We start from the raw sequence: 19071 nt of genomic DNA on the forward strand, positions 1-19071 counted from the left end.
CAAAAAAAAAGCTTAAAATACACTATATTTAAATAGTTTACGTATTTTAAGCTTTTTATATTCTATATTAAATATTAAACGTCTAAGAATTTTCTTAAAGCTATTATACTACCTACTGCACCGATAACAATACCAGCTAGTATGAACTGCCATGACATTGTTGTTAATACATACATTGGTGGTACAAATTGAGGCATATATAATGATGATGCTGAGACAACTTTTCCGTACAATAAGTTATATCCAGCAAATAATAAAAGCGTTGATAAAATACCACCAACAAGTCCTATTATAACCCCTTCAATTACGAAAGGCCATCTTATGAACCAGTCAGTTGCACCAACAAACTTCATTATTCCAACTTCTCTTCTTCTTGAGTAAACAGTTATCTTTATTGTATTTACTATTAAGAATAGTGATACACCTACGAATACTATACCTAAAACTAATCCAACTGTATTAATAACTTTTACAAATGAGTTTATAGTTCCTATAAGCTCTTCATCGTTACCTACATCTTCAACCCCATCCATATATTTATCATTAGTTTTCATAGCGCTTTCAACGCTACTAGCTACATCTGTATTTTCTAATCTTACTATGTATGAAGCTGGTAATGGGTTGTTTTCTTTGCTATATCCAGCTAATATTTCTTTATTGTAATCACTTGAACCTTCCATCTTAGCAAATGCTTGATCTTTAGATTCAAATACTACTTCTTTAACACCTTGGACAGTTTTGATTTTTGCCTCTATAGCTGCCTTTTGGTCTTGAGTTACATCATCTTTAAGGAAAACATTAATCTCAACCTTATCTTGAACATTTGTTACACCATTTTTAACATTTAAAGCAGTTAATAAAAATGCTCCAAATATAAATAATGTAGTAAGAACAGTTGCTATAGATGCTATACTTATTGTTCTATTTCTTTTTAAACTTTTGAAAGCATCTGATATGAAATATCCTATAGTACTAAACTTCATATTCATATCCTCCTTTCTGAACATCACTAACTACTTCACCTTTATCTATAGCTATAACCCTCTTTTTCATTGAGTTAACTATTTCTTTAGCATGAGTAGCCATAACTACTGTTGTGCCGGCCTTGTTTATGTCATCTATTAATTCCATAATCTCTTTAGCTGTATCTGGGTCTAAGTTTCCTGTTGGTTCGTCAGCTATTAAAACCTTAGGATTATTAACTATAGCTCTTGCTATTGAAACCCTTTGTTGCTCTCCTCCTGATAACTCATTTGGGAACATTTTATATTTATTAGATAATCCAACTAGTGATAATACCATTGGAACTCTTTTTCTTATTTCTTTTGGTGTAGCCCCTACTACTCTCATTGCGAAAGCAACATTTTCATAAACGTTAAGAGTTGGTATTAATCTGAAATCTTGGAATACCATCCCTATTTTTCTTCTGTGATAAGGTATTTGTCTTCTCTTTATTTGAGATAAATCCTCGTCCCCCATAACTATGTTTCCTGTTGTCGGCTCAACTTCCTTTAACAACATTTTAATAAAAGTTGATTTACCAGCACCACTAGGCCCTACTAAGAATACAAAATCACCCTTGTCTATGTTTATATTAACATTTGCCAACGCTTTTACATTCTTATTATAGACCTTGCTAACATTCTTAAATTCTATCATTGTTAACACTCCTTAATAACTTTTTCTAACTCAACAAAACAATTTTCTAAACTTAAGTTTAGACAAAATATATATATAAATTTACCCGATTGCTATCAACACTAATCTATTTTACTATTTTACTCTATTTTTCTACATTAATCTACTTAATTTTTGTTAAAATTTTATGTGTTAATGTAAAACAGCTTAATTATATCATAACAAACATCTATATTTCTACTAACTCAAGGAAACCTTCCCCGAATACCTCTTTAGCATCATTTACTGTTATAAATGCTTTTGGGTCTATTTCTTTTATCTTTTTCTTTAAACTTATAAATTGTCTTCTATTTACAACTGCATAAAGTATAGTTACAGTTTTTTTTGAATATGCTCCTGTTCCCTCTATTTTAGTACATCCTCTATCAATTTCCTTCATTATTACCTGGGAAATTTCTTCACTTTTTTCACTTATTATTAAAAGTTGTTTGCAAGAATTAAAACCTTCTATTATTTTGTCGATTAATGTTCCCATTATGAAAACACCAATTAACCCAAATAAAGCTTTATCAACTCCAAATACTAAAAGAGCACATACAACTACAACACAGTCAGCACATAGAAGTGATTTACCAATATCAATGTGTAAATACTTATTTAATATTTTAGCCACAATAGCAGTTCCACCAGTTGATGAGTTTTGGCTAAAAACTAATGCTATTCCAAAAGCTGCTACCACACTACCAAATATAGTAGCTAAAAGCATATTCTCTGTTACCGCAAAAGTTGGTAAAAAACTTTCTATTAAACTTATTGTTATTGATAATCCAAAAGCGGCATATATACTACGTCCTCCAAAGTTTCCACCAATAAGCCAAAATGCTAATGCAAAAAGTATTACGTTGGCAATATTCATGAACATACCTTGTGACATTCCAGTCACTTTATTTATAACTAATGCTAATCCTGATACTCCACCAGCGGCAATATCATTAGGATAATAAAAGTATTCTAATGATACAGCTAAAAGAATTACCCCTACAGTAATTATTCCATACTCCTTTAATGTCTTCATACTAATCTTCATTTTAAAGACCCCCTTTTTAAATAAATTTATATTTAATTTGTTCTCCCCATTTTAAATTAAGCATTAACTTATTACTCTCAATCTCTAATATTACCATTAATATTCATATTATGGCAATTAATTTCAATTCAATGCTATTTTATATTCTTATATAAAATAAAAAACAGCATGAGAAAAATTACTCATGCTGCATACTTACTATTTAAGATTATCTTTTTAAGCTTATTGCTTTTTTAGCAGCTTTAACTGCTTCCTCTGAAGTTAATCCGTAAGCTTTTAATAATTCGTCTGGTTTACCACTTTCTCCGAATGTATCTTTAACACCAACTCTAACTACTGGTACTGGATATTCTCCTCCAACAACCTCAGCTACAGCTGATCCTAATCCACCAATTATATTATGCTCTTCTAATGTAACTAGTGCTCCAGTTTCCTTAGCAGCTTTTAATATAAGCTCTGAATCTATTGGTTTAATAGTATGTATGTTTATTAATCTAGCATTTATGCCTTCTTTAGCTAAAGCTTCAACAGCTTCTATAGCTACATCAACCATTATACCTGTAGCAAATAATGTTACATCATTACCTTCTTTTAATTCTATACCTTTTCCAATTTCAAATTTGTAATCAGGTCTATCATTTATTACGTTAACTCCAGCTCTTCCTAATCTTACATAGCAAGGTCCGTTATACTCTGCAATTGCTCTTATTACAGCTTCTGTTTCAACAGCATCTGATGGGCATATTACTGTCATATTTGGTATACTTCTCATTAATGATAAGTCTTCTATAGCTTGATGTGATGCTCCATCTTCACCAACTGTTAATCCAGCATGAGTAGCACATATTTTTACATTTAATCTTGGGTAACATATTGAGTTTCTTATTTGCTCAAATGCTCTTCCAGCAGCAAACATAGCAAATGTACTAGCAAATGGAATTTTTCCACAAGTTGATAAACCTGCTGCTACTGACATCATATTTCCTTCTGCAATACCCATATTTATAAATCTTTCTGGGCATGCTTTTTTGAAATCAGCTGTTTTAGTTGATTTTGAAAGGTCTGCATCTAAAACTACTATGTTCTCATTCTCGTTAGCTAAAGCAGCTAATGCTTTTCCGTATGCTTCTCTAGTTGCTATTTTCTTTGCCATTAGTTGTCCCCTCCGATCTCTTCTATAGCTTGCTCACATTGCTCTTTAGTAGGAGCTGTTCCATGCCAAGCTGCCTCATTTTCCATGAATGAAACACCTTTACCTTTTACGGTATTACAAACTATGCAAGTTGGTGCTCCTTTTGTACTCTTAGCTTTTTGTATAGCATTTATTATTTCTTCATAGTCATGTCCATTTATAACTATTACATTCCATCCGAAAGCTTCGAATTTCTTGTCTATTGGACAAGGACTCATTACTTCTTTAATATCTCCATCTATTTGTAATCCATTAAAGTCAACGAAAGCTGTTAAATTATCTAGTCTGTAGTGAGCTGCTGACATAGCTGCTTCCCAAACTTGACCTTCTTCTAACTCGCCATCTCCTAAAATAGTGAATACTCTGTAATCTTTGTTGTCTAATTTACCAGCTAAAGCCATACCTACAGCTGCTGATATACCTTGACCTAAAGAACCAGTTGACATGTCGATTCCTGGTAAGTCGTTCATATTTGGATGTCCTTGAAGGTTTGAACCAAATTTTCTTAATGTTGTTAATTCTGCTGGATCAAAATATCCTCTTCTTGCTAAAGCACTATATAATACTGGTGCTGCATGTCCTTTTGATAGAACGAATCTATCTCTATTTGGGTCTTTTGGATTTTTTGGATCAATATTCATTTCATCAAAGTATAAAACTGTTACTATATCTGCGATTGATAAAGATCCACCTGGATGTCCTGATGCTGACTCAGTAAGCATAGTTACTATGTCTTTTCTTATAACCTTAGACATGCTTTTTAACTCTTGTATCTTGTTGCTCATAATGACCTCCTGTACATTTATGTAAACTTTTTTTTAAAATATTGTTTTACCTTTTTGCCAAGTTCATTCTATCACAAAAAATTAATTTTTCATATAGGATTTTTTTATTTATGCTAATCTTTTTCCCTAAATCACATCCATTAAGTATATCTTAATACCTAATTAGACTACTCTATTACTCTCTGATTTTAATAGCTTAAAGCTGTTTTTCTTAGTTTAAAGTCCATAATAGTATATCCTGGATAAAATTTTTTATGAAAAAGTTTTAAATAGAGTATCACATTTATAGCTTTAATACTATACAAAAGGTTATATCGATTACATTTATTTATTTTTTTAAATTATTTTTCTTATGCATTAAAAAATAATAAAAATCTTCTTTTTAATAGCTTTTTCAAAAAAAATTAAGGCTATGATTAAAAATTTAATCATAGCCTGACTTATCTTTTACTGTAAATTTAAACTTATCAATAGAGATTTATTAACTTTTTTCATATCATCTTCTGTCATATGTCCAATTTTTTCTTTTAATCTCTTCTTATCAAGAGTTCTTATTTGTTCTAAAAGAACAACTGAATCTCTATTTAATCCATATTCCTCAGAAGAAATCTCTACATGTGTAGGTAATTTTGCTTTATTTATTTGAGAAGTTATAGCCGCAACAATTACAGTTGGACTATATCTATTTCCTATATCATTTTGTATTATTATAACCGGTCTTATTCCACCTTGCTCTGATCCAACAACTGGGCTAAGATCAGCATAAAATATATCCCCTCTTTTTACATTTAAACTAGCCATTTATATCACACTCCGCAAAGCCATGTCTCATATTCTATTTGATCAAAGTATTCTACAGAAGTTCCTTCCTCAGCATATTGTGAATTTATTAAAGCCATAGCTTTATATCCTTCCTTCATTGCTTCATAAAAGTCATCTTCTTTTTTGTCCTCACTATATGTTATTAGCTTTTGTCCTTTTAATTGACTAAAATTCTCAATTTTTTTTTGTTTTTTTAAATTTTGTTTATTGATCTTTGATACTGACATGAACACCACTCCTAAATATAAAAAGAGTTCTAAAATTATGTATAAATTATATTACAAAATATGCCACCTTGTCAAAGATTTCGTCCTAAGCAAATGATATTTTTTGACATAATATTTACTTTTTAATTTGTTTTTTCCTATTTTATCCTCATTAAATATATTAAATATGTAAAATAACAATTCCTAATACTAATTTTCTATAAATAAATTAAATAAATACTGTGGTTGTTCAAATTTAAAACAACCACAAAAATAAATTTAATTTTTAACCTTACTAAAGTTGTTAAACCTTATAGAAACACTTTCTGAATCCTCTCTTCCGTAAATTATAGCCTCCTTGGGAACCTTTTTATTAGCATCTATAATAATTACTTCCCTTGCAAAATTCTCATTTCCATTTAAATCTTTAAGCTCTAATATTACTTCAGACTTCTCATTTTCATCATTCCATCTATAAGTAAAATTATGTTCTTCATTACATAAATTTTTTAATTCATTTATAAACATGAATCTATAAAACTGGTCATAATCCTTTCCAACTTCATAAGTCTTTTCATCTTTAAAGTAGTTTATTATTATTTTATCTTCTTTAAATAATTGTTCTCTATCATCTAAAACAATCTTTGTCCCAACTTCTTCATCATAATAAATTCTACCTTTTTCTTGGAACTGTCCTCTAGAATTTTTAACATCATATGTTACTTCTGTCTCATAAGACTCTATAGAAAACATATCTTCTAGTATATCTTCTGGTTTTAAATTATAAGTTTTTTGATAGATAGCTAGTCCACCTATAACTCCTAAGATTATAACTAATAGTATTATGAGTATGGTATTCCATTTGCCTCTCATGAAAATCCTCCTATTGAAACCTTATACCTTACATACTATTAATTAGTAATCTTATTTATTCTAAAAGCTAATTAATTCTTTTATTTTATTAGGAATATTCTTTATAATTTCCATAGCACTTACTGTGAAATTTTCCTTTGATAACTCTTCACCTATGTATCCATGTATATATGCTCCTAAAACAGCCGCATCAAAAACATCCAATCCTTGAGATATTAAGGAAGTAATAATTCCTGTTAAGGTATCCCCCATTCCACCTGATGACATAGCACTATTTCCAGTAGGATTTATAAATACCCTTTCACCATCTGTTATTACAGTGTTATATCCCTTTAATAAAACTATAATTCCATTTTCTTTTGCACATCTCTTAGCAATATCTATTCTGTTTTTCTCGACATCCTTAATTTCTATTCCTAGTAATCTTGCCATTTCACCTGGATGTGGGGTTATAACTATGTTTCCTTTATATTTTTTTAAAAGTGATTTTTCTCTACTTAATACATTTATTCCATCAGCATCTATAACAAGATTCCCATTATAAAATTCTGATATCTCTTTTAATTTATGGAAGGTAGTATCATTATTCCCCATACCCGGTCCAATAGCAACCACATTAGCGCCAATAAGTAAATCATTATAATCTTCTAAAGTATTATATTTACCTGTCATTCCTTCGTTTAACTTAATAGATAATTCACATTGAACATCTTCATGGGTTAATACTGTAACTAATCCAGCTCCAGTTTTTATTGTAGCTTTTCCTGTCATATAAGCAGCTCCAACAAACCCTTTATGCCCAGCAAATATCAAACACTTACCATATGTACCTTTATGTCCAAATTTATCTCTATAAGGAAACTTACTCCTTACATATTCTATATCTGTAAATCTAATGTTATCTGAATTTTTATCAATTATAACTTTAGGAATTCCTATATCTACAATTTTTAAATTTCCTACATACTCAAAACTCTTGTAATTTAAAAATCCCCTTTTATAAACCTGAAAGCTTATTGTCTCATTAGCCTTAATAGCTATTCCTAAAACTTCTCCAGTATCTGCATTAATACCTGATGGCACATCTATTGAAACAATAAAATTACTATTTTCATTTATGCATTTTATAGTTTCAAGGTATATTCCTGAAATGTTCTTATTAAGTCCAGTTCCAAATATACCATCAATAACAACATCACTATTTACTATGTTCTTTCTTAACTCTTCTATATTTTTTAATTCAGATATATCATTTATATGACATCCTAACTTTTCTAATATAGTAAGATTTGTTTTATAATCTTCAGATCCATGCTTTTCTTTTTCTAATATATGTACGTAAACTTTTTTACTCTTATTTAACAGATGTCTTGCAATACCTAAAGCATCACCACCATTATTACCTCTTCCAGAAATAATAGTAAAACTTTCTTTAGTTAAATCTATATTTTCTAAAAATTTAATTATGGCATTTTCCATTAAAACTATACTTGGCATATTAAATGCCTCAATATATTCTCTATCCATATTTCTTATACTATTAGAGCTATAAATTTCCATAATACTCACCTTCCAATACAGCATACGCAATAGCACTACTATTATTATGAGAAATACTTAAATGTACCTTTAGTGATTTATTATTTCCAACTAGCTCATTTCCTATCACCATTGCTCCATTATGCAAAGTAACTTCTGGCTTTCCTAATTCATTTCTAAGAATTTCAATATCTTTAAAAGAGAATCCCCTTATACCAGTCCCTAAAGCTTTACTAACAGCTTCTTTCGCAGCAAAATTTCCAGCTATAACCTCGCTATTCATATTTCTATCATTAAAATAATTTATTTCTTTTTCTGTAAATAACTTATTTATAAAATTCTTATTTTTTTGAATAGCTTCTTTAACTCTTTCTATTTCAATGATGTCAACACCAATACCTATTATCATAGAGATCCTCTCCCTTGTTTAATTAATATTCTACTATCTCCTATGATACTACTACCATCCAAAGTCAGCCACATAATTATCTACATCTTCACCTATAACATCTATTAGATGTATAGGTGAAACTTCATATTTATGTAACTTATCAATTAAACTTTCAACCTTATCCTTGTTAGGAGATATTTTTTCAATAGAATCTCTCTCTATATTGGTTAAAACTTCATCCATAAAATCTTTTCTTTCAACTTCTATGCCATATACCATGTTTCCCTTAAAACAGGTTTCTATTAATCTATAACAAAATTTGTAACACTTATCTTCTAATTTTACTTCTTTACACAAATTTTTTATGACTCTCATCGAATTTCCCCCTCATTTCCCTATGTTATATGCATGTACACATTAATCACCTTTATCTTATCATCTTTATTTGAAAAAACATGTCAAATCATGCATACTCTCCAGAATTTTTTATCGTTCTTTAACGACATAAGTCCCTTCATGAAAACCCAAAATTCATTTTTTTTGTATTTTTCTGAGAATATTTTATTTTTTTTATTTATATTTTTGTGTTTTTTCATAAATTCCTAATAAATTTTATGAAAACGATGTAATAACTGAAATTTATCCACTTTTTATATAATTAGTTATATTTATGAAAATTTATAACTATGTAATAATTCATCTGTAATCGTTATATAAAAAGTTAATATGAGGGGGATTTTTTTATGGCAAACAAACAAAAAATGCGTAAGCGTAGAAGGGCTTTACTTTGTGTTTTTGCAGCATTTGCATTTTCTTTTAACGCATTAGGAAAGGTAACTTACGCAACGCCTAAACAAGACAAAAATATTGTAAACTACGTACAAACTCAAGAAGAGACTTCAAACTCAATTCAGAATCAACCGATCTCATCTTATTGGTATCCAGAAGATTTATTAAAGTGGAGTGCTAGCACTGATAAAGATACAAACTTCAATAAAAGCACAGTTCCATTAGCAAAAAGAGTCGAAAAAGAGAAACTTGACACTATTAATGACACTCAAAACAAAGATGTTAAAGTTGTAGCAATTTCTATAATGAATTCAAACACTAGTGGTAACCCATCACAAGGTTCGAATAAATTTAGTGCTAACACATTCTCTTATTGGCAATACATAGATAAGTTAGTTTACTGGGGTGGCTCAGCTGGTGAAGGATTAATAGTTCCTCCAAGTCCAGATGTTACTGATTCAGCTCATAGAAATGGAGTTCCTGTTTTAGGTACTGTATTCTTCCCTATGACTGCTCATGGTGGAAAAATGGAATGGCTTGATCAATTCCTTCAAAAGGATGCAAATGGTAACTTCCCTATAGTAGATAAATTAATCGAAGTTGCTGAAACATATGGCTTTGATGGATGGTTCATAAATCAAGAGACTGAAGGAACTGAGCAAGAACCTTTAACTCCTGAACACGCACAACTTATGCAAGAATTAATAAAACAATTTAAAGCAAAATCCAATGGAAAACTTGAAATCATGTGGTATGATTCAATGACAAAAGATGGTGAAATGGATTGGCAAAATGCTTTAACTGATAAAAATGAATACTTCCTATTAGATGGAGATAAAAATAAAGTTGCTGATAGTATGTTCTTGAATTTCTGGTGGACATACAACAGTTTAAAAGATAAAGATTTATTAAGAGTATCTAATGAAAAAGCTAAGGACATAGGAATTAATCCTTATGATTTATATGCTGGTATAGATGTTCAAGCAAATGGTTATAAAACTCCACTTAGATGGACTCATTATCAAAGAGAAGATCAAGCTCCATTTACTTCATTAGGATTATATTGCCCAAGCTGGACTTACTTTGATGCTAAGACTCCAGAGGAGTTCCAATATAATGAAAGTAGATTATGGGTTAATGAGCATGGTGACCCATCAAAAGGAACTAACGCTGAAAACCTTGATTGGAGAGGAATCTCAACATACTCTGTTGAAAAGAGTGCTGTAACTACTCTTCCTTTCACAACTAACTTTAATATGGGTAATGGATATGACTTCTATGTTGATGGTGCTAAGGTATCTACTCAAGATTGGAATAATAGAAGTTTAAACGATATAATGCCAACTTATAGATGGGTTATTTCAAATGAAGAAAATAACAATGTAAAAGCTGATATAGATTATACTACTGCTTACTATGGAGGTAACTCAATTAAGCTTTCTGGATACCTAGCTGAGGGTAAATCTTCTACAATAAAACTTTATAGTGCTGATTTAGCTTTACCTGAAGGCGTTCAATTTACAACTACCGCTAAGGCTAATGGAAATACTGTAGATATGAACTTAGTTCTTACATTCCATGATGGTACAGAGGCTACTATTGCTGCCGATAAAAAACTTGGTACTGACTGGACTAAGCTTACTTACGATGTTTCACCATATGTAGGAAAATCAATTAAAACAATTTCTTATAAAGTATCAAGTCCTGTATGTGTTGAAAACTTCTCAGCTAACTTAGGCAACATAACAATTGAAACACCTAACTCAAGTTCTATTGTTAATGTATCTAATACTAATTTAAACGATGTAGACTTTAAGGATGGAATATATGCAGGTGCTAGACTTTCATGGACTCCAGAAGGAAATGCTTCCGTTGTACATCATTACGAAGTTTATAGAGTTATGAAAGATGGCACTAAAGTATTATTAGGTGCAACTCCTAACACAAGCTATTATGTTAGTGATTTAAGAAGAAATGACAAAGAAGCAAACACTACGTTTGAAGTTGTTGCTGTTAACAAAAACTATAATAGAGGAAATGGACAAACAATAAATATGGAATGGCCTGCTTATCCATCTCCAACAGCTTCATTTAAAGTTTCAAACACACTAATAGCACCAGGTCAATCAGTAACATTTACTAATACTAGCTCTGAAGTTACTGAAGAAATTGAATGGAAATTCCCAGGCGCTACAGTTGAGACTAGTACAGAGCAAAATCCAACTGTAACTTATGAAGAAGAAGGAGTTTATCCAGTAATACTTACTGCTAAAAACTCTTCTGGAGAAAATGTTGAAACTAAAACTGAGCTTATAACAGTTACAAATGCTGCAAAGGATGGTTTAGTAAACCTATCACTTAACAAACCTGCTACAGCATCAAGTTTTGTTAATGAAAACGAGTCACCTAAATTTGCTCTAGACGGAGATGTTAAAACTAAGTGGTGTGCTGTTGGCTCTGCTCCACATACATTAACTATAGATTTAGGGGATGTTAAAACTATAGGTGAATTAGAAATAAGCCATGCTGAAGCTGGTGGAGAAAGTAGCGGTATGAATACTAGAGCTTACTCTCTTGAAGTTAGTAACGACGGTGAAAACTTCACTCCTGTATTAAATGTAAATGATAATACAAAGGCTGTAAGTAATGATGCCTTCCCTGTTACTAAAGCTAGATATGTTAGATTAAATATTATTCAACCTACTCAAGGAGCTGACTCTGCAGCTAGAATATACGAAGTAGCAGTTAAAGGATTAGATGGAGATGTAGCATTACCTCCTGTTTTAAACCCAGATGAACCAAATAAACCTGTTGATCCAGATCAGCCTACTAACCCAGATAAACCTGAAAATCCTGATCAACCTGTTGACCCTGAAAAACCTGTTGATCCTGAAAAGCCAGTTGATCCTGATCAACCTGGTGATTCAGAGAAACCTGAAAATCCTGAAAAACCTGGCGATTCAGAGAAACCTGAAAATCCAGAAGAAAAGCCTGCTGCACCAGCCGATTTAGCTAGTAAAGAAGTTACTCACAATAGTGCTTTATTAAGCTGGAATGCTCCTGAAAAGGCAGAACCAATTCAAGAGTATGTTGTTTATCAAGATGGAAAGGAAATAGGCAGAGTTCCTACTGATAAGACTCCACTTGAATTCTTAGCTAAGGATTTAAATCCTAATACTAAGTATAAGTTCGAAGTATCTTCAATTGATAAAAACGGAAAAGAATCAGATAAGATAACCTTAGAAGTTACTACAAACAAAAAAGATAGCGGCAATCTTCCTAATACTGGTACTCCAATCAGTACAGGTGCTTTAGCTACTGCTGGTGTTGCTATATCAGCTGCTGGTGCTTATCTAACTTTAAAGAAAAAGAAAAAATAATTTTTTTAAATAAGATTTTAGTAAAAATAAAAAAAGAGAAATCATATCCTAGAATTTTAGGATGTGATTTCTTTTTTACTAAATTTCAATTAAAAGTCTGCTATTTTTTATGTAATCTTCTTTGTAATTTTCTGAAAATTCCTAATTATCTTTTAGTTTAAAATTGAGTTAATAATGCTCAATTTCTATTTACTTTTAATACTAAAAGTGTATAATTAATAATATCAAGTAATAAAATTTATTACTTGATATTATTAATTAATTAGAAAAATAAATGTACTTTTTATATTATTTTATCAAAAAAATATTCTGTTATTTGACATAGTAAAATAATTATTGGTAATTCTATATATAATAAGAATTTACTTTTTTAATTAATAGGACTAATATTTTTAGGTTTATGCATAATTTTTAATTTATAAAATATATTACATTTTGAAGGGAGGTAGCTGCATATTATTCTACAAAAAATATGTAGCGTATGTAGTGAAGCACTTAAATATTAAAGACGATTTATTTTGGGTAGGAGCATTAGATCCAAACCTTAGAGTATTTGACATAATAATGTACACACCTTATGGTACAACTTATAATTCATATGTTGTAAAAGGTAGTGAAAAAACAGCAGTTTTTGAAACTGTAAAAGCTGAATTCTTTGATCAATATATATCAAGATTAAAAGACTTAGGTGTTGAGCCTTCAGAAATTGACTACATAGTTGTAAGTCATACTGAACCTGACCATGCTGGTTCTATAGATAAATTATTAGAATTAGCTCCTAATGCTAAAGTAGTAGCATCACCTGTTGCTATTAATTATTTAAAAGAAATAGCAAACAGGGATTTTGAATCAATGCCTGTAAAAGATGGTGATTCAATTTCTTTAGGAAATAAAACTTTAAAATTCATGTCAGTACCATTCTTACATTGGCCTGACACAATCTACACTTATGTAGAAGAAGATAAAACTCTTATCACTTGTGATTCATTTGGAAGTCACTACTCTTGTGAAGAGATGTTTGACGATTTAATTCCAAATGAAGAAGAATATATGGAATCATTAAGATATTATTTTGATTGCATAATGGGACCATTTAAACCATATGTTTTAAAAGCACTTGATAAGATAAAAGATTTAGACATAGAAATTATATGTCCAGGTCATGGTCCAATTTTAAGAGCTAATCCATTTAAAATAGTTAACCTTTATAAAGAATGGAGTACTCCAGCTCCAGCTAATGAAATTAAAAAAGTTTCAATATTCTATGTTTCTGCATATGGATATACTAAACAAATAGCTGAAGAAATAATTGAAGGTATGAAATCAACTGGAAATTTAGAAATAAGCCTATATAATATAATAGAACATGATATGGCAGAATTAGTTGGTGAAGTTGGTTCATCAGATGCTATATTATTTGGTTCTCCAACAATAGTAAATGAACTTCTTGAGCCAGTAAGAGACTTAATGTCAAAACTTAACCCTGTAGTTCACGGTGGAAAAATAGCTGGTGCATTTGGTTCATACGGATGGAGCGGTGAAGCTGTTCCTAGAATTGAAACAAGATTAAAAGAATTAAAAATGAAAATGCCTGTTGAAGGATTAAAAATTAAATTTAAGCCATCAGAAGCAGAGTCACAAGAAGCTTTCAACTTTGGTGTTGAAATCGGAAATGCTTTAAAATAATTCTTAAATTATGATACTTAAATCACAATAAACTAAAAAAGTAGTAAGTAAAATTTACTTACTACTTTTTATTTTATATTAAAAATTATTATCTACTTTGTCATGATTGAAATTAACACACTTAAAATCTTCTACTGAAACCTCTACTATATATCTTCTCTTCCCTTCACTATCCTCAAAATTTCTCGTTATAAGTCTACCACTCACACTTAATAAATCACCTTTTTTTAGATATTTGCAAGCTATTTCGGCCTTTTTCTCCCACATTATTATTGGAATAAAATCCTTTTTTCTTTCTCCTGTAGAAGACTTAAAATTTCTTGATACAGCAATTGTGAACTTCGTATATACTTTTTCTCCACCCTCTACATATCTTAATTCTGGATTCTTTACTAAACGTCCTAATAATACTATTTTATTCATGCAATATTACCTCCTAAAAAATCGTTATCTACCATTTTAACCAAAAAAGTAAAATATATTCATATTTTATAGGAAAATCTATTTATTTTAGTAAAACTTTTACTTATAATAGTATATAATAATATTAGAATTATATTTATTGGAGGTATTAACATGGCAATTTTAGTTTGTGGTGGTGCAGGTTATATAGGAAGTCATATGGTTGCAGAACTACTTGAAAATAATAAGGAAGTTGTTATCTTGGACAACTTTGAAAAAGGACATGAAGATGCTATTCTTGGTGGAAAACTTTATAAAGGTGATTTAAGAGATAGAAAAATATTAGATAAGATTTTTACTGAAAACAATATAGAAGCTGTTATTGACTTTGCTGCCTACTCTCTTGTTGGTGAAAGCATGACAGAACCTTTAAAATACTTTAATAACAATGTTTCAGGAACTATAAGTCTATTAGAAGCCATGAGAGATCATAATGTAAAATATATAGTATTCTCTTCAACAGCAGCTACTTATGGGGAACCAGAAAATATTCCTATATTAGAAACTGATAAAAATATTCCAACAAATGCTTATGGAGAGTCTAAGCTTCTTGTTGAAAAGATTTTAAAATGGTGTGATACTTGCTATGGAATAAAATATACTGCCTTAAGATATTTTAATGCAGCTGGAGCTCATATAAACGGAAAGATTGGTGAAGATCACTCACCTGAAACTCACCTAATACCTTTAATATTACAAGTTGCTTTAGGAAAAAGAGACAAGATAATGATGTTTGGAGACGATTATAATACTAAGGATGGTACTTGTGTAAGAGACTATATACATGTATCAGATTTAGCATCAGCTCACTCACTAGCATTAGAGAGATTAATGAATGGCGGAGAAAGTAGAATATATAATCTTGGTAATGGTACAGGATTTACTGTAAAAGAGGTTGTGGAGGTTGCTAGAAAAGTAACTGGTCATCCAATTCCTGCTGAGGTAGCACCTAGAAGAGCTGGAGATCCAGCAACATTAATAGCATCATCAGATAAAGCTATTGAAGAATTAAACTGGAAACCAAAATTCAATTCATTAGAAACAATAATTGAAACAGCTTGGAACTGGCATAAAGATCATCCAAATGGTTATGAAAAATAATAAATTTAATTAATATAAAAAGAGGCTTTGAATTATAGTTCAAAGCCTCTTTTATATTACAAATCACCTAGTTTACCTTTCTCAGCTAAAACAGCATTTATTTCTCCACCTAGTATTAAAATCATTGAAGTTATAAACAGCCATGTCATAAACATAAATACAGCCCCTAAGCTTCCATACAACCTAGAATAATTACTAAAGTTATTAACATAATATGCAAATATATATGAAACTACTATCCACCCTATTGTTGTAGCAGCTGCTCCTGGAATTACTTCTAACCATCCTAGTCTTACACAAGGAGTGGCATTATATAAAAACATAAAAAATAATATCATTATTAAAATAACAACTATATACCTTAAGATATTCCATAAAGAATATATAAATTCTGGATGTTCTAATTCTCTTATTAAAAAATCACCTATTACATCTCCAAATACAAATAAAAACAAGGTAGCTATAATAACTAAAGCTAATAAAATTGTATATATAATTGAGAATGCCTTTAACTTTACATATGACCTTGTTTCTTTAACTCCATAAGCTTTATTTAATCCTTTTATTACAGCTTTAAATCCTGAAGAAGATACCCAGATAGCTAATCCAATACTTATCCATAATAATCCTGTTTGTTCTACATCCACTATTTCAATAACAGTATTTTGTATTAAAGTAAAAGCCTCTGTAGGCATTACATTACTTAATAGATTAAGCACAGAATCACTATTTAAATGGCTGAATCCTACCAAAGTCATTAAAAACATTAAAAAAGGAATAAATGATAATACCATATAATAAGCTAATTGAGCCCCTAAGGCAAAAATATCATCATCTCCTATTTTCTTTATAAACATAATAAGAAATATTATAGCTTTTCTCAAAAAACTTTTTGATTTCTTTTTCATACTCTACTCCTTATAATTCATGATAATAAGTATAATTAACTCTAACTATATTAATTATACATATTTATAATACATATGTATAATTAATAAAAATGTAACTTTTTTGTTAATGAATAGGAATAAAATTAAAATAGTTAAATATGTAAAATTTTAAAAAGGGTGAAGGTTGGTGAAATTAATGTCGCAAGGCAAACATACAAAAAACAATAATCCTAATAACAGTAATACACCTAAGAAAAAAAATAAACTTAAAGTGATAATATTGACTCTATTTTTCGTATTACTTGTAAGTATAGGATTAGGTGCTACATATGTATATTCAACATTAAATAAAATGGACATAAAAAAAATAGCTCAAGACGATGATTCTTTAGGTATTGATAAAGATAATAAGGACTTATTCCAAGATGGTATATTAAATATCGCTCTTTTTGGAGTAGATAGTAGAGATCATAATGATGTTGGACGTTCTGATGCAATAATGATAGCTACAATAGATACTAAACATAATAAAATAAAACTTACTTCTCTTATGAGAGATAGTTATGTTGAGGTTGATGGTCATGGAAAAACTAAATTAACACATGCTTATGCTTATGGCGGTCCTACTTTAGCATTAAAAACAATAAATGAAAACTTCGGACTTAATGTAAAAGATTATGTAACTGTTAACTTTGATAACTTAGCTAAGATAATAGATGATATCGGCGGAGTTTCAATCAATATAAAACCTTATGAAGTTAACGAAGTTAATAAATACGTTGAAAATGTTGCACAAATAACTGGCACAGAATATAAACCTGTTCATGAAGGTGAACAAGTATTAAATGGTACTCAAGCTGTTGGATACGCAAGAGTTCGTTATGTCGGTGATGGAGATTATGAAAGAACTGAAAGACAAAGAAATGTTCTTGACGGAATTATAAAGAAACTTTCAACTTTAAAGGTCACTGAATATCCTGAAACAATTAATAAGCTTTTACCTTATGTTGAAACAAACTTAACTCCATCTAAAATACTTAGCGTAGCTACATCAGTGGCTTCAACTGGTATTCCTCCAGTAGAAAATATGCGTTTCCCTCTAGATGGATATTGTAAAGGTGAAATGATTGATGGTGTTTGGTATCTAACATTTGATGAAACAAAAACAAAAGAACAAATACAGAACTACATCTACAAGGATGTTAATCCAAAATAATATGTTAACTAGCTGGAAAATAATCTTAAATGATTGTTTTCTAGCTTTTTTACTATACATAATTAGTGATATAATTATTTTAAAATATACTACTCTGAAAGGATGAGATTATGATTTATACTCTTGAAAACGAACACTTAAAAATCTCTTTAAGTAATCATGGTGGTGAATTACATAGCATAAGAGGGAAAAAAGGTAACACTGAATTTTTATGGTCTGGAGATGAAGCTTATTGGAAATATCATGCCCCAATACTTTTTCCTATAGTTGGTAAAGTATTTAATGGGAAATATATCGTGGATGGAAAAACTTATGAGCTTCCTCAACATGGACTAGCTAGAGTTCGTGATTTTGAAATGATAGAACAAACTAATAATTCAATTTCTTTTGAATTAAATTATTCTGAAGATACATTAAAGGTTTATCCTTTTAAATTTTCACTTATAATAAAATATACTTTAAATGACATAAATCTAAGTATTGATTATATAGTAAAAAATTTAGATGATAAGGAAATGTATTTCTCAATTGGAGCTCATCCAGCATTCATGTGTCCTATTGAAAATGATAACTTTGATGATTACTATTTTGAATTTAACAAAAAAGAAACTGCTAATATTATGCAATTAGTTGGAGCTGGCTATTTTTCTAAAGAAGAAAAACCTTTCTTACAAAACGAAAACATAATTCCACTTTCTTTTGATTTATTTAAAAATGATGCTTTAGTTTTTAAAAACTTAAATTCAGACAAGATTTCATTAAAATCTAAAAAGCATAATAAATACTTAGAATTTGACTTTGGTCAATTCCCTTATTTAGGTCTATGGACAAAAGATACTGGTGCTCCTTTCATCTGTATTGAACCTTGGTTTGGACATGCAGATTTTGATGGATTCACTGGTGAATTTAAAGATAAGGCTGCAATTGAATCACTTTTACCTGGAAAAGAATTTACTTGTAATTATAATATTTCTTTCTTTGAATAAACAAAAAAAGTTGAAGCTTCGCCTTCAA

The 19071-nt window shown here is 29.8% G+C and carries 18 protein-coding genes; 5 read left to right on the forward strand and 13 right to left on the reverse strand.

Features of this window, described 5'->3' with window-relative positions:
* Positions 1-74: 74 nt before the first annotated feature.
* The 11 genes from ftsX to OIF33_RS12920 form a co-directional block, all read right to left on the reverse strand.
* A complete protein-coding gene (gene ftsX / locus OIF33_RS12870) occupies positions 75-983 on the reverse strand; it encodes a permease-like cell division protein FtsX (protein WP_322504664.1) in 909 nt (302 codons plus the stop codon).
* Positions 973-1659: a cell division ATP-binding protein FtsE gene (ftsE, locus tag OIF33_RS12875; RefSeq protein ID WP_322504665.1), complete on the reverse strand. Its 687-nt coding sequence runs from the start codon at positions 1657-1659 to the stop codon at positions 973-975. Before ftsE ends, ftsX begins: the two co-directional genes overlap by 11 nt.
* A gap of 208 nt (positions 1660-1867) precedes the next feature.
* Positions 1868-2725 (reverse strand): YitT family protein, encoded by an 858-nt coding sequence (locus OIF33_RS12880; RefSeq protein ID WP_322504666.1) that lies wholly within the window; start codon positions 2723-2725, stop codon positions 1868-1870.
* A 208-nt stretch (positions 2726-2933) separates the two neighbouring features.
* Complete coding sequence (locus OIF33_RS12885) at positions 2934-3878, reverse strand: transketolase family protein (RefSeq protein WP_322504667.1); 945 nt, start codon at positions 3876-3878, stop codon at positions 2934-2936.
* Complete coding sequence (locus OIF33_RS12890; protein WP_416173361.1) at positions 3878-4702, reverse strand: transketolase; 825 nt, start codon at positions 4700-4702, stop codon at positions 3878-3880. The genes OIF33_RS12885 and OIF33_RS12890 overlap by 1 nt, the downstream gene beginning before the upstream one ends.
* A 447-nt stretch (positions 4703-5149) precedes the next feature.
* Complete coding sequence (locus tag OIF33_RS12895) at positions 5150-5503, reverse strand: type II toxin-antitoxin system PemK/MazF family toxin (RefSeq protein WP_003458025.1); 354 nt, start codon at positions 5501-5503, stop codon at positions 5150-5152.
* Between the two features lie 5 nt (positions 5504-5508).
* Positions 5509-5751, reverse strand: coding sequence for a hypothetical protein (locus tag OIF33_RS12900; RefSeq protein WP_322504668.1), 243 nt, complete (start codon positions 5749-5751; stop codon positions 5509-5511).
* A 258-nt stretch (positions 5752-6009) separates the two neighbouring features.
* Positions 6010-6603 (reverse strand): germination lipoprotein GerS-related protein, encoded by a 594-nt coding sequence (locus OIF33_RS12905; RefSeq protein ID WP_322504669.1) that lies wholly within the window; start codon positions 6601-6603, stop codon positions 6010-6012.
* Positions 6604-6663: 60 nt separating this feature from the next.
* Positions 6664-8163 carry an NAD(P)H-hydrate dehydratase gene (locus tag OIF33_RS12910; protein ID WP_322504670.1) on the reverse strand — a complete coding sequence of 500 codons (1500 nt, stop codon included), beginning with the start codon at positions 8161-8163 and terminating at the stop codon, positions 6664-6666.
* Complete coding sequence (gene acpS, locus OIF33_RS12915) at positions 8150-8551, reverse strand: holo-ACP synthase (protein WP_322504671.1); 402 nt, start codon at positions 8549-8551, stop codon at positions 8150-8152. Before acpS ends, OIF33_RS12910 begins: the two co-directional genes overlap by 14 nt.
* 51 nt (positions 8552-8602) lie before the next feature.
* The gene (locus OIF33_RS12920) at positions 8603-8908 is read right to left on the reverse strand and encodes a DUF6514 family protein (protein WP_322504672.1); all 306 of its coding nucleotides are present in this window, start codon (positions 8906-8908) and stop codon (positions 8603-8605) included.
* Positions 8909-9276: 368 nt separating this feature from the next.
* Between OIF33_RS12920 and OIF33_RS12925 the strand changes: the two genes are divergently transcribed.
* Positions 9277-12702, forward strand: coding sequence for an endo-beta-N-acetylglucosaminidase (locus tag OIF33_RS12925; RefSeq protein ID WP_322504673.1), 3426 nt, complete (start codon positions 9277-9279; stop codon positions 12700-12702).
* 486 nt (positions 12703-13188) lie between these two features.
* Positions 13189-14388, forward strand: a complete 1200-nt coding sequence (locus tag OIF33_RS12930; protein WP_322504674.1) for an FprA family A-type flavoprotein — start codon at positions 13189-13191, stop codon at positions 14386-14388.
* Between the two features lie 78 nt (positions 14389-14466).
* On the opposite strand, the gene OIF33_RS12935 is transcribed toward OIF33_RS12930, so the two are convergent.
* The gene (locus OIF33_RS12935) at positions 14467-14811 is read right to left on the reverse strand and encodes a single-stranded DNA-binding protein (RefSeq protein ID WP_322504675.1); all 345 of its coding nucleotides are present in this window, start codon (positions 14809-14811) and stop codon (positions 14467-14469) included.
* Between the two features lie 153 nt (positions 14812-14964).
* Between OIF33_RS12935 and galE the strand changes: the two genes are divergently transcribed.
* On the forward strand, positions 14965-15951 hold the full coding sequence (galE, locus tag OIF33_RS12940; RefSeq protein WP_322504676.1) for a UDP-glucose 4-epimerase GalE: 987 nt from the start codon (positions 14965-14967) through the stop codon (positions 15949-15951).
* Positions 15952-16007: 56 nt separating this feature from the next.
* Here galE and OIF33_RS12945 read toward each other — a convergent pair whose 3' ends face one another.
* On the reverse strand, positions 16008-16859 hold the full coding sequence (locus OIF33_RS12945; protein WP_322504677.1) for a YihY/virulence factor BrkB family protein: 852 nt from the start codon (positions 16857-16859) through the stop codon (positions 16008-16010).
* Positions 16860-17037: 178 nt separating this feature from the next.
* Here OIF33_RS12945 and OIF33_RS12950 point away from each other — a divergent pair, with 178 nt between their 5' ends.
* Positions 17038-18057 carry an LCP family protein gene (locus OIF33_RS12950; RefSeq protein WP_322504706.1) on the forward strand — a complete coding sequence of 340 codons (1020 nt, stop codon included), beginning with the start codon at positions 17038-17040 and terminating at the stop codon, positions 18055-18057.
* Positions 18058-18167: 110 nt separating this feature from the next.
* A complete protein-coding gene (locus OIF33_RS12955) occupies positions 18168-19043 on the forward strand; it encodes an aldose 1-epimerase family protein (protein WP_322504678.1) in 876 nt (291 codons plus the stop codon).
* Positions 19044-19071 lie beyond the last annotated feature (28 nt).

The sequence above is a fragment of the Clostridium sp. LIBA-8841 genome, assembly GCF_034439435.1.
In the GTDB taxonomy this organism is placed as follows: Bacteria; Bacillota; Clostridia; order Clostridiales; family Clostridiaceae; genus Sarcina.